This is a genomic window from Corynebacterium sp. HMSC064H12 (assembly GCF_001809925.1).
Taxonomy (GTDB): Bacteria; Actinomycetota; Actinomycetes; order Mycobacteriales; family Mycobacteriaceae; genus Corynebacterium; species Corynebacterium jeikeium_D.
In genome coordinates this window covers 35,251-48,060 of sequence record NZ_KV799361.1, presented here as the reverse complement: position 1 = coordinate 48,060, position 12,810 = coordinate 35,251, and the positions used below count along the sequence as shown (strand labels likewise).

Below are 12,810 nucleotides of genomic sequence, written 5' to 3'. Positions count from 1 at the left end.
TTTAGCTTTCCTCGATTACGTCGACGGGAAGTTCTTCGTTGGTGGTTGATGGATTTTTCGGGCCTCTGCTCGGCTGCATCAACGCCACTGCGGCAACAACGGCTGCTGCAAAGTAGACAACTGCGCTGGTCCACGCGAGACCGAGGGCGTCTCCGAGAAGAATGCCAATCGGGTAACAAATGACAGCGATAACGGCGGAAATGAGCTCCACTCGGCCAATTCGACGGGGATTGTCGCTGCCGAGAATTTCACCGCACAGGTGTCGGTAGCAGCCGAGCACCACGGCCGCGATAGTCAGTGGCAGCACCAACTCCCGAGCAGGCTCAAACTCATGGCCGAATACCGGCACGATGAGGAAGTAGAGTGCCATACCACCGAGCGCACCAAGCGCGCCGTACGCTGCAGTGACTATGCCAAGGTGTCGGAGCACACGAGACGGGGTGAGTTCGCGACCCCTCTGGTCGCTGGTGCGCTGATCGGCGACTGACTGCGCGACCCAGTACAGCGGCTCTGTCGCCGTCGCCACGACCACGAAAAGGCCTAACGACGCCGGCGAGGCCAGCGCCGGCAGTAAAACGCGCCCCAAGCGTGTGGTCGTCAGCGGTCCGAGACCCGATGCGATGAACGGGGCATTTGTACGAGCCGTCTCTACCACTCCGCCGACACGGGAATCGGTATGCTCGCGTGACTTCGCCAGCGACCAGATTGCCAGGGGCAGCGCCGGGAAGATGTAGGCCGCAGCCCACCAGCGCCAGTCCTCGACTCCAGCGAAATACAGCGCAGTGCTAATCAGCAGCACTGAGCCCTGGAAGCCGACGAATACTGCGACGAAGAAGGACACTCGATGGCGGCTGATGGCCATCGCACGAACCATGGAAAATGACACGGTAACCAAGGCGACAATGCCGGCCATTGCCGTCCACGGTCCGTAGACGACTCCTGCGATGGCGCAGGCAATCAGAGCGACCACGGTCATGGCGTAACCACTCGGAATGAGACCGTGGTCGTAATCATCGCGGCGCAGCAAAAGCCGATCGGCCCCAAAGCCGACGAATGGCGCCACAATATAGGCGAACTGCAAAACGGTAGCGACCTCGCCTCGACCAGCGGGCCCCAGCACTCGCGCGGAAAGAATACTGACCACAAAGGCGACGACTGCGGCGAGCGCTGAAGCTGCCGAAATCGTCGCAACTGTTCGAACTCTTTGCGCCAGCTGCCCGGAGTTAGAGGAGCTGGTAGTTGTCACGGTGGGGAGTCATCCTAACTTTTTTGCTTTCGCACTAACGGTTGCAAGTGATTGTGCACCGGTGGGATGCGCCTCAATACTGCTTTGCGCCCCACCGTGCTCTGCAAGCCAACGACGTGCAGCATCGTGATTATGTGTGCACGGGAGAATCCGCGAATTCAGCCGTTCCGGCTCAACACGTACCTCAGTGATTAGCGGATGACGATCACCGATCTTGGGAACCTCGCGGTCATCAACCAAGTCTTCGGAGATTTTCTCACCTTCGCGAAGGCCCGTGTAGACAATCTCTACGTCTGCGTCATGGAGCCTGATCAAGTTCTCCGCCAGCTCAGCAATCTTGACCGGCTTACCCATCTCCAGCACCAGAGTCTCACCGGACTCTGCAATAACGGTAGCCTGCAGCACCAGCTGCGATGCCTCCGGAATGGTCATGAAGTAGCGCTGAACGTCAGGATGCGTCACCGTCACCGGGCCGCCCTCTTCAATCTGACGCTGGAAAGTCGTAATGACTGAACCGCGCGAGCCAAACACGTTACCGAAGCGGACAGATGCCCAGACACCTTCGTGAGTTTTCCCCATGTGCGCAGTCAGACGTTCCGCAGCGCGCTTGGATTCACCCAGAATCGAGGCCGGGTTCGCAGCCTTGTCCGTGGAAATATTAATAACGGTTGAAACGTTGGCCCCAGCCGCTGCATCCAGGACGTTCTGAGTTCCGATGACATTGGTTTGAACTGCTTCTGCAGGGTAGCTCTCCAGCAGCGGCAGGTGCTTGAGAGCTGCAGCATGGTAGACAACATCGGGCTTGCGCTCGGTGAAGATTTGCGTCAGCATTTCCGCGTCACGGATATCAGCCAGGACGGTATCGGAGCCGTCGAGAAGCGCCGAACCCGTCAGCGACAGCTGCGTGGCATGCAAGCCGCCCTCATCGCGATCCAGCATAATCAGTTCTGCCGGCTCAAAGCGGTGAACCTGTCGGCAGATTTCGGAACCGATAGAACCTCCAGCGCCGGTGACCAGCACCTTCTTACCGCGGATTATGGAAGCGACCTTGGATTCATCCAGGTGCAGAGGCTGACGGCCAATGAGGTCGGCGATGTTAATTTCGCGCACCTGCGAGGTAGCGACAGCACCACGGTGGCGCGAATACTCCTCCACCGGCGGCAGAATGAGCAGGCGCAGGGACGATTCCTCACAAATGTGGTTGAGGACGTTGATGCACTCAGTGGACAGTGGCTCATCAGTAGCAATGATGACCGACTGCGCCGAAGTGCGCGATGCGAGCTCACCCAGCTGATCAATTCCACGAATCACGCGGAGACCATGGATACGAGAAATATGGTTCTCGCGGCTTTCTTTGGGATCGACGATTCCAACCAAGTGGAAGCGGTTCTCACGGGAGATACCGGAATCCGTAAGGCTGTTAATAAAGAACTTGGCTCGACGGCCTGCACCGAGAACGATCAAGCGGTCATCCGTCTGACGGGAGCCAAAGTTGTTGGTAATCCAGCGAGCGAGAGTTCGGGTATAGATACTTGCCAAAGTTGCGACACAGCCACCGGCGAACGGAACGTACCACGCAATTTCCGGGAAGGTCTTCAGGATTTGAGCCAAGCCAGTGGCTGCGGTAGCACCGCCCATGCTGATGCTCAGCAGAACAATATCTTCAGTTCGACTGCCGGGCCATACGCGTTGCGGGTTGGTGTACTCCCCGAGCAGCAGGCCGAGCAGGACGATGACGGCCACGGCGACAGCGACAACCAAAAAATTAGTGCCTGATATTTCAGAGAAAGATACCAATTCACCGCGGACGATTCCGTTAGCGGCGGACAGCGCAATCAGCCAGGCGAGTACGTCAAATACGCACCAGGCGAGCTGCTTCCAGTCTCGGATAAACATTCTTATGCCTTTTACTGCTGGTTAAATTTTCTTACGCACAATGCGTTCCACAGGCTTGGCATACTATGCGATATGAACTACATTTACAGCCCCCTACTACAAAGGGCTACCCCATCGTTCGGGTAGCCAAAAAGCCACCTTTACCACTCATCATTCTCCCTGGTAAAACAACGTTTCACCAACTGTTTACTGAAGCTTCAATCTGTTTACATTCATCTAACTAGCTGTACAAACTAGCTTCTAACGTAACCACTTCCTGACGATTGCAATTAATGCACGATCACCTCTTTATTGAGATGTTTATTCAAGGAAGTATTTGCGTGAATACTCAAACAATCGTTTTTGACAAAAGGGTTACACTTCCCCGTGAGCACATCATCAACGCGTCGGGCACGCGCTTTCATCACCCGGAAGCCCTTCCTTACTACCCTGATGCTGATTCAAAACCGGATGGGTCAGACACAGAAGACCACACAGTTCTGGCAGGCCCACAAAAACGGCGAAGACCCGACCAAATAAAAGCACTCTTACATGCGCCCATATTAAATGCGCACCCAGTATGCGTATTATTGATATATGTCGTCGCACGCCACACCAGAACCCCAATCCCCCACAACCAAACCGCCTACTAAGCCTGGCAAGAAGCGCCGCATGTCCTGGCATCGCAAGGCCGGTATGCCAGTGCGCTGGTGGTTCGCCTCCATCATTGTGGCAGCACTCATTCACCCTTTCGTCGCCGATGGCCGTTGGCTGTTGGTGCATCTCTTTACCCTCGGCGCCGTCACCAACTCCATCCTCATCTGGGGCCGCCACTTCACCGAAAAGCTACTGAAAATCGACGTGCCCGTTGGCAATCGGAAGATTCAGTTGGCAAATATTTACCTGCTCAACGTAGGTATTGTCGCGACGGTCGTCGGCAAGCTCGGTGACTGGTGGCCAGTGACCACCACCGGCGCGACGGTCGTCGGCGTCGCCGTCGCATGGCATGCGTTTTCCCTCGGACGCGACCTGGTAGCGAAGCGCGATCGGCCATTCGCCATCTCCGTTGCACACTACGTCGCGTCGGCATGCCTACTGCCCATCGGCGCTGCACTCGGCGCCATCCTCGCATCTCCTAAGGGCAAAGCGCTTCACGACGACCTCCTACTGGCACACGAAACCGTCAACCTCATTGGCTTCCTCGGGCTCGCGGCCTGCGGCACGCTCATCACCATGTTCCCAGCGCTGTGGCGAACCCGGATGTCGCCGCATTCCCGCCCGAAGCTGGCACTAGCAGTACAGCTCATAGGTATCGCAATTACTGCGATCGGTGCACTGACCAGCTTCAACTGGTTGGACTCCGTCGGCCTTGGCATTATCACTATCGGCTGGGTCATAGCCGCCATCCCGTGGGCACACAACGTCATGACTGTCGCTAAAGACCCGCGCGACCGCCTCAGCTACCCGGCGTTGTCTGCTGCAGCTGCAGTCGTCTGGCTAATCGGCACACTCGCAGTCGCCACAGTCAAGGCGCTTGACGACGGCTTCGTAATCTCATCCCTCACGCTGCCGCTGGTAATCGGTTTCGGCGCCCAGTTGCTTATCGGCATGATGAGCCAACTCTTGCCCGCCACCATCGGCGGAGGTGCTGGCCCAGTCTCTGCCGGTATGAAGGAACTTGACCGCGCGGGCGCATTCCGCTGGTCAACCATCAATATTGGTCTGGCACTGTGGCTAATGCCGCTGCCTTCCTGGACCAAAGTGGCGGTCTCCGCAATGGTCTCCCTTGCCTTGGTGTCTTATCTGCCACTTGTCGGCCGTGCCGCGAAGGCTCAGATTGGTGCGTTAAAAGAGAGTCAGAAGGCACGGGCGAACAAGGAAGCACCGCCGAAACCGGTCGAACTGCATGCAACTGCACGTCGACTCGGTGCTCAAACGACCGCTGCTCTGGCTGTATTGGGCCTGGTAGTAACCGTCGGCGTTGCGCTGAGCGGTGGCGGTGGCGGTACAGGAAGCATTGAAACCACCGGTGATGTTGCGTCCACCGGAGATACCGTCGAGGTGACGGTTACTGCCAACGATATGACCTATACCCCGAACGTTATAGAGGCGAACCCCGGCGACCGACTGGTCATCACCATGGTCAACGCTGATTCCCAGGTCCACGATCTGCGCTTGGCCACCGGCGAGGACACCGGACGTGTCGCCCCTGGCAACTCCGCCACCATTGAAGTGCCGGTTGTTCCCGGTGACATTGACGGCTGGTGCACCATTGCTGGTCACCGCCAGATGGGCATGACGCTCACGGTCAATGCAGGTGGCTCGAATCATTCACACCGCACCGGGAACAGCGGCCACTCCGACCACGCAACGCCAGGCGCACTCGGGAATGTCGGCGAACAGCCCGGTCCGGACTCCCCCACCATCAACCCGATGTTAGAGCCCGCCGAGGACGCCACGGTTCACCACGTCACGCTGCGGGCCAGCGAATTCACCGGCTACGCTGCCCCTGGCGTCGAGCAGCAGCATTGGGTATTCAACGGCAAACCGCTGGGGCCAACTTTGCGCGGCAAGGTGGGCGACGAGTTCGTCGTCACGCTCATTAATGACGGCACCATGAGTCACTCCATCGACTTTCACGCCGGCATTGTTTCGCCGGACGAGCCAATGCGCGACATCGCCCCTGGTGAGAAGCTTGAGTACCGCTTCCGTGCTGACCGCGCGGGCATCTGGATGTACCACTGCGCAACCATGCCCATGTCCATGCACATCGCTGCCGGTATGCACGGTGCCGTCATCATCGACCCACCGAATCTCACTGATGTTGACCACGAGGTTCTTCTGGTGCAGTCGGAAAGCTACTGGGGCGAGGACGGCCCCGACGCCGACAAGACCATGGCCGAGGACCCCGATATCTACAAGTTCAACGGCTACCCCGACCAGTATCTCACCCACCCAATTCGCATTCGCGCAGGTGAGACGGTACGTTTCTGGGTACTTGCCGCCGGCCCCAACAAGGGCACGAGCTTCCATATCGTCGGCACGCAGTTCCATCGCGTGTACAAGGAGGGCGCGCTTTTGCTTGACGACGGCGTGGGCGGTGCCCAAGCCCTTGACCTCGGTGCCGCGCAGGGTGGTTATGTTGAGGCCGAATTCCCGGAGCCTGGCACGTACCGCTTTGTCGACCACCAGATGGTGCATGCCGAAATGGGGGCACGCGGCAACATAGTGGTGAACTAAACCAGGGTTTACAACTTAATTGGAGCATCCTCCGGCTCGACAGCGCGCGGCAGATTGGACTCGCCCATCAAGTACTGGTCCACGGCCTCGGCGCAGGCGCGACCTTCGGCGATAGCCCACACAATCAGGCTGGCCCCGCGGCCATTGTCACCGGCCACGAACACCGGACCGTCGAAGTTCTGCTCGATGTCGCTGCGCACGGCGAGGTAGTCGTCGTCACGCATCATCACACCGCGATCGTTGAACTGAATCCCCAGTTCATGGGGCAGACCGCCGCGCTCCGGACCGGAGAAGCCCAGCGCGATGAGAACTAGGTCGGCGTCGAGCTCGAAATCCGTATCCTCCATGGGCACACGCTTGCCATCGATGACCTCGACCTCGTTGGCGGACAGGCCGGTCACGTGACCGTCCTCGCCGTGGAAGGAGACGGTGTTGACGTTGAAGACGCGCTTGCCCAGGGTCTCGCCGGTGACGCGAGCGTTGAAGCCGAGTGCCTCGGTAACCTCTGGTGGTTCGGAACCGGTGATGGTGTACTCGCCCTCTTCGTGGGCAGTCGCCACACGCCAGACCAGCGGATACATCGGCCACGGAGTCGACGCCGCACGGGACTTCGGCGCACGCGGGCGAATATCGAACTGCGTGACGGACGCCGCTCCCTGGCGCAGCGCGGTACCGAAGCAGTCAATGCCGGTGTCACCGCCGCCAATGACAACGACCTTCTTGCCCTTCGCATCAATCGGCGGGGTGTCGAGCTCGCCTGCGGCAACGCGGTTGGCACCCGGCAGGTACTCCATAGCCTGGTGAATACCCTCCAAATCACGGCCATCGACAGGCAGGTCGCGGGCCAGTGACGCGCCGGTAGCTAGGACCACTGCATCGAATTCGGCCAGGTCAGCAGCCGTCGGTGAGATGTTGGTGCGGAACTCAGTGCCCTCGATTTCCATCTGCTCGAGACGACGGTCGAGGAAACGCTGCTCCATCTTGTAGTCCGGCACGCCGTAGCGCATCAGACCACCAATCTTGTCGTCGCGCTCGAAGACCGTGACATCATGCCCGGCGCGAGTCAGCTGCTGTGCTGCAGCAAGGCCCGCCGGCCCGGAGCCGATGACAGCGATGTGTTGGCCGGTGTCGAAAGTCGGCACAATCGGCTGCACCCAGCCCTCATCGAAGCCGCGTTCAACGATGGCCAGCTCGATGTTCTTAATGGTCACGGCATCATCATTGATGCCGAGCACACAACCGCCCTCACACGGTGCCGGGCACAGGCGGCCCGTCCACTCCGGGAAGTTGTTGGTGGCGTGCAAGCGCTCGAAAGCCTCGTGCCAGCGGTTCTGACGAACCAGGTCATTCCACTCCGGAATGATGTTGCCCAGCGGGCAGGCCGAGTGACAAAACGGCACACCACAGTCCATACAGCGGGTCGCCTGCTGTTGCACCTGCTCGTTGCTAGCCTCCTCATAGACCTCTTTCCAGTCCATCAGACGCAGCGGAACCGGGCGATGAGCAGGCTCTTCGCGCTGGAATTTCATGAACCCCTTCGGATCAGCCATTGGTTACTGCCTCCATGATTGCTTCGTTGATGTCAGCGTCGTTGTCCTTTGCCTTCGCGACTACGTCGAGAATTCGGGCGTAATCACGCGGCATGATTTTGATGAACTGTGCAGCCGGGAACCGAGTCTTAGAACCCGTGAGCTTGCGGTGCTTCGACAGCGTGGCCTCCAACCAGCTGATGTCCTCATCATCGAGCGGCACAATATCGACCAGCTCGGTGTTGATGTTCGCCCGCGTCGCCTCGTTATCCAGCAGGTAAGCGATACCGCCACTCATACCGGCGCCGAAGTTGTGACCGACCGGGCCCGCCACTACGACGCGGCCACCGGTCATGTACTCGCAACCGTGGTTACCGATGCCCTCGACCACGGCCGTAGCACCGGAGTTACGCACGCAGAAGCGCTCACCGACAGTGCCGCGGACGAAGATCTCACCGCTGGTGGCACCAAAACCAATGACATTGCCGGCAATGGTGTCGGTAGCCACATCCGCGGTCGGCGGGGCCGAACGTGAAGGTCGAACCACAATCTTGCCACCGCACAGGCCCTTGCCGACGAAGTCGTTGGCATCGCCCTCCAGCTTGATGGTCACACCGGCCGGCAGGAACGCACCCAGCGAGTTACCGGCGGAACCGAGCAGGTTGACGACGATGGAGTCGTCGGCAAGCCCCTGCTTACCTGCGACTTTGGTGACTTCATACCCCAGGCGCGTGCCCACGGAACGGTTCACATTGCTGATGGCGTGGTGCAGCGATACCGGTGTCGGCGCCAGCCCATTCGCGCGCGCCGTACGCAGCGCGGGCTGCGCTTCGTCGATGAGGCGCTCATCCAACGCGCCCTCAAGGCCGTGGTCCTGCGCCTTCGTGCAGTAGGAATCCTGGTCCGCAAAGAAGGGGCTTTCGGCAACGTGCAGGATTCGCTCCAGGTCAAGCTTTGCGACGCGCGGAAGGTTGTCGAGATCCTTGCGCGGACGCAGGCACTCGGCATGTCCGACCGCTTCATCGATGGTGCGGAAACCCAGCTCAGCGAGGTATTCACGGACCTGCTGGGCGATGAAGGTGAAGAAGTTGACCACGTGCTCGGCACGGCCGGTGAACTTGCTCCGCAACTTCGGATTCTGGGTGGCAATACCAACTGGACAGGTGTCCAGGTGGCAGACGCGCATCATGACGCAGCCCTCAACCACCAGCGGAGCGGTAGCAAAACCAAACTCCTCAGCACCCAGCAACATCGCGACCACGACATCACGACCGGTCTTGAGCTGGCCATCGCACTGCACGCGGATGCGGTCGCGCAGCCCGTTGAGCATCAGGGTCTGCTGGGTTTCAGCGAGCCCCAGCTCCCACGGACCGCCGGCGTGCTTGAGGCTGGTCAGTGGCGAGGCACCAGTGCCGCCATCGTGGCCGGAGATCAGCACGACGTCGGCATGCGCCTTCGAGACACCAGCGGCGACGGTACCCACGCCCTGCTCGGAGACGAGCTTGACGTGAATGCGGGCGCGCGGATTGGCGTTCTTGAGGTCGTAGATGAGCTGTGCCAGATCCTCGATTGAGTAGATGTCGTGGTGCGGTGGCGGCGAGATTAGCCCCACGCCCGGGGTGGTGATGCGGACCTCCGCGATCCACGGGTAGACCTTGTTCGGTGGCAACTGGCCACCCTCGCCGGGCTTTGCACCCTGGGCCATCTTGATCTGGATGTCGGTGCAGTTGGACAGGTAGTGGCTGGTCACACCGAAGCGGCCCGATGCGACCTGCTTGATGGCAGAGCGTTTCCAGTCGCCGTTGGCCTCCATTTCGAAACGGTCTGGGTCCTCGCCGCCCTCGCCGGAGTTGGACATCGCACCCAGGCGATTCATAGCGATGGCCAGCGTCTCGTGTGCCTCCGCAGAGATGGAGCCATAGCTCATTGCGCCGGTGGAGAAACGCTTGACGATGCTCGAGACCGGTTCGACCTCTTCAATGTCGATTGGCTCGCGGTCCGAGGCGAACTCGAGCATGCCGCGCAGAGTTGCCAGCTGCTTGGTCTGCGCATCGACCTTGTTGGTGTAGTCGCGGAAGACCGCGTACTGACCAGTGCGGGTGGCATGCTGCAGCGTGTAGATGGTCTCCGGGTTGAACAGGTGGTACTCGCCTTCGCGACGCCACTTGTACTCGCCCCCGAGATCCAGCTCGCGGTGTGCCTGCTCTTCCGGGCGCGGCAGGAATGCGCTGCGGTGGCGCGCGGCAACATCTTCTGCGACCTCGTCGAGACCAATACCTTCCAGCGGAGAAACAGCGCCGGTGAAGTACTCGTCCAGGAACTCCTGCGACAGACCGACGGTGTCGGCCAGCTGAGCGCCACGGTAGGACTGCAGTGAGGCGATACCCATCTTGGACATGACCTTCAGCACGCCCTTGGAGGCAGCCTTGCAGTAGTTCGAGCAGGCCTGATCCAACGTCAGAGCTCCGAGCTGGTCCTTCATGCGCAGCTCATCGATGGTTTCGAAAGCCATGTACGGGTTAATGGCATCGGCGCCAAAGCCCAGCAGCATGGCCATGTGGTGCACCTCGCGGGCGTCGCCAGCCTCAATGATGAGGCTGGCGCGCGTGCGAGTGCGCTCCTCCACCAGGTGGTGGTGGACCGCGGAGGTCAGCAGCAGCGACGGGATGGGGGCAAAGCGCTCGTTGGACTCACGGTCAGACAGCACAATCAGTCGGGCACCACGGTCAATGGCCTCAGAGACCTCACGGCGAACACGACGGATAGCGTTGCGCAGGCCACGGCCACCGCGGGCGACCGGGTACAGGCCAGAGATGACCTCGGCACGGAACTCGGAGTACTCCTCGTTCTTGCCCGCCTGGCACAGGGTGACAAAGTCGTGGTTGTCCAGGATTGGATGCTCAAGCCGGATGCGACGGGCGGCATCGGCGGTGGGCTCCAGGATGTTGGTCTCTGCACCCAGCAACGTATTCATGCTGGTGATGGACTTTTCGCGCAGCGAGTCCAACGGCGGGTTGGTAACCTGCGCGAACCGCTGCGAGAAGAAGTCGAACAGCATGCGAGGGCGGTTGGACAGTGCCGCAATCGGCGTGTCTGAGCCCATCGAACCCAGGCCCTCCGCGCCGGTGAGTGCCATCGGGCGGATGATTAGGTCAACGTCTTCCTCGGTGATGCCGAAGACGCGCTGCCGCAACACCGCGCGGGCATGCGGCATGTACTGGTAGCGCTCTCGTGGCAGGTCGGTGATGTCGACCAGGCCCTCTTTGATCCATTCCTCGTATGGACCGGTGGCGGCCAGCGTGGACTTAATCTCCTTGTCCTCAATAATGCGACCGGCCTTCATGTCCACCAGGAACATGCGCCCCGGCTGCACGCGCGTGCGCTGCACAATCTGCTCCGGCGGGATATCCAGGACACCAGCTTCGGAGGCCATCACCACCAGGCCCTCGTCGGTCACCCAGATGCGCCCCGGGCGCAGACCATTGCGATCCAGGGTGGCACCGATGACCTGGCCGTCGGTAAAGCAGATGGCAGCGGGGCCGTCCCACGGCTCCATCAGGCAGGCGTGGTACTCGTAGAACGCGCGAACCTGCGGGCTGAGATTGTCGTCGTGCTCCCAGGCCTGCGGAACCATCATCATGACCGCATGCGGGAGACTACGACCACCGAGATGCAGTAACTCCAGGGCCTCGTCGAAACGCGCAGTGTCAGAACCGTTGGGGTCGCACACCGGCAGCGCGCGGTCGATGTTGCCCAGCTTGCCAGAGCGAATCAGCGACTCGCGGGCGCGCATCCAGTTCTCGTTGCCGCGCACGGTGTTGATTTCGCCATTGTGAGCGACGTAGCGGTACGGATGTGCCAGCGGCCAGGACGGGAAAGTGTTCGTGGAAAAGCGCGAGTGCACGATGGCGAGCGCGGAAGTGACTTCCTTCTGCTGCAGGTCAAGGTAGAAATCCTTCAGCTGCGGAGTAGTCAGCATGCCCTTGTAGACGATCGTGCGGCTGGACAGCGACGGGAAATACACGGTGTCGCCACCAGAGCCCTCGCCGGCGCCCTGTTCACCCAGCTCACGCTCGCAGCGCTTACGCAGGAAGAACATCTTGCGGTCGAGATCGATATTGCTGAGCTGGCGACCCTCGTAGTTCTTCGCGGTAACGAAGAGCTGACGCAGCACCGGCATAGCCTGGCGAGCCATCTGGCCAAGCCCGTCAGCGTTAATCGGCACATCGCGCCATGCCAAGATCTCGATGCCCTCTTCGGCGCAGATGTCTTCAATAGCCCGGATGGCATCGAGGGTGGCCATGCGCGACTGCGGCAGGAATGCAATACCGGTGGCATAGGTGCCAGCCGGCGGCAAAATGACGCCTTCCTTGCTCAGCTCAGCACGGTAGTAGGCATCCGGAACCTGAATGAGAATGCCGGCACCGTCGCCGGTGGTCTTCTCAGCGCCGGCGGCACCGCGGTGGTCGAGGTTGACCAGTGCCTGAATGCCCTTTTCGACAATGTCATGAGTCTGGCGACCGTAAATGTCGGCAACAAAGGCCACGCCACACGCATCATGTTCGTTCGACGGGTGGTAGAGACCTTCCCTCTGAGGACCACGAGGCAATGTGGTCGCTGTTTCGGTCAGAGTCATGGCTGTCTTAGCTGTCATGGCTGTTTTCCCCTTGTAGGTGCAATGTGCCAATTGGGGGACACGGGTTATCTATATTTCCAACTGTTTTAACAATGCACTTTCACCTAGGCGTATTGCAATACGTATTTAGGGAACTAGCTATATTTACCCACCCCCGAAGGAGCTAGAACACCCTTCCCGTTCGACTAAAACCGGGCTTTTACTACCCGCTTTAACGCCATAACCCCCTAATCGAGCTACCACCCCCGCTAACTACGCACAATTGTTCGATTCTTTAGCACACC

General features: G+C 60.0%; 6 protein-coding genes. 2 read left to right on the top strand and 4 right to left on the bottom strand.

Annotated features, from left to right (window positions below):
- Position 1: 1 nt before the first annotated feature.
- On the bottom strand, positions 2–1,246 hold the full coding sequence (locus HMPREF2681_RS10040; RefSeq protein WP_070547017.1) for a lipopolysaccharide biosynthesis protein: 1,245 nt from the start codon (positions 1,244–1,246) through the stop codon (positions 2–4).
- Positions 1,247–1,255: 9 nt separating this feature from the next.
- Positions 1,256–3,142 carry a polysaccharide biosynthesis protein gene (locus tag HMPREF2681_RS10035; protein ID WP_070547016.1) on the bottom strand — a complete coding sequence of 629 codons (1,887 nt, stop codon included), beginning with the start codon at positions 3,140–3,142 and terminating at the stop codon, positions 1,256–1,258.
- Positions 3,143–3,508: 366 nt separating this feature from the next.
- On the opposite strand from HMPREF2681_RS10035, the gene HMPREF2681_RS11150 reads away from it, so the two are divergent.
- Together HMPREF2681_RS11150 and HMPREF2681_RS10030 are read left to right on the top strand one after the other, a co-directional pair.
- Entirely contained in the window at positions 3,509–3,661 is a 153-nt protein-coding gene (locus HMPREF2681_RS11150) for a hypothetical protein (RefSeq protein ID WP_155877870.1), read from the top strand.
- A gap of 132 nt (positions 3,662–3,793) precedes the next feature.
- Positions 3,794–6,361, top strand: coding sequence for a multicopper oxidase domain-containing protein (locus HMPREF2681_RS10030; RefSeq protein ID WP_070547015.1), 2,568 nt, complete (start codon positions 3,794–3,796; stop codon positions 6,359–6,361).
- Positions 6,362–6,369: 8 nt separating this feature from the next.
- On the opposite strand, the gene HMPREF2681_RS10025 is transcribed toward HMPREF2681_RS10030, so the two are convergent.
- Both HMPREF2681_RS10025 and gltB read right to left on the bottom strand, forming a co-directional pair.
- Positions 6,370–7,911 carry a glutamate synthase subunit beta gene (locus tag HMPREF2681_RS10025; RefSeq protein WP_070547013.1) on the bottom strand — a complete coding sequence of 514 codons (1,542 nt, stop codon included), beginning with the start codon at positions 7,909–7,911 and terminating at the stop codon, positions 6,370–6,372.
- Positions 7,904–12,526 carry a glutamate synthase large subunit gene (gene gltB / locus HMPREF2681_RS10020; RefSeq protein WP_070547063.1) on the bottom strand — a complete coding sequence of 1,541 codons (4,623 nt, stop codon included), beginning with the start codon at positions 12,524–12,526 and terminating at the stop codon, positions 7,904–7,906. The genes HMPREF2681_RS10025 and gltB overlap by 8 nt, the downstream gene beginning before the upstream one ends.
- Positions 12,527–12,810: the final 284 nt, after the last annotated feature.

Bases quoted from the DNA above. Each gene is read 5' to 3' on its own strand.
- HMPREF2681_RS10035 (WP_070547016.1), bottom strand. From the start codon at position 3,142: ATGTTTATCCGAGACTGGAAGCAGCTCGCCTGGTGCGTATTTGACGTA.
- gltB (WP_070547063.1), bottom strand. From the start codon at position 12,526: ATGACTCTGACCGAAACAGCGACCACATTGCCTCGTGGTCCTCAGAGG.
- HMPREF2681_RS10025 (WP_070547013.1), bottom strand. From the start codon at position 7,911: ATGGCTGATCCGAAGGGGTTCATGAAATTCCAGCGCGAAGAGCCTGCT.
- HMPREF2681_RS10030 (WP_070547015.1), top strand. From the start codon at position 3,794: ATGTCCTGGCATCGCAAGGCCGGTATGCCAGTGCGCTGGTGGTTCGCC.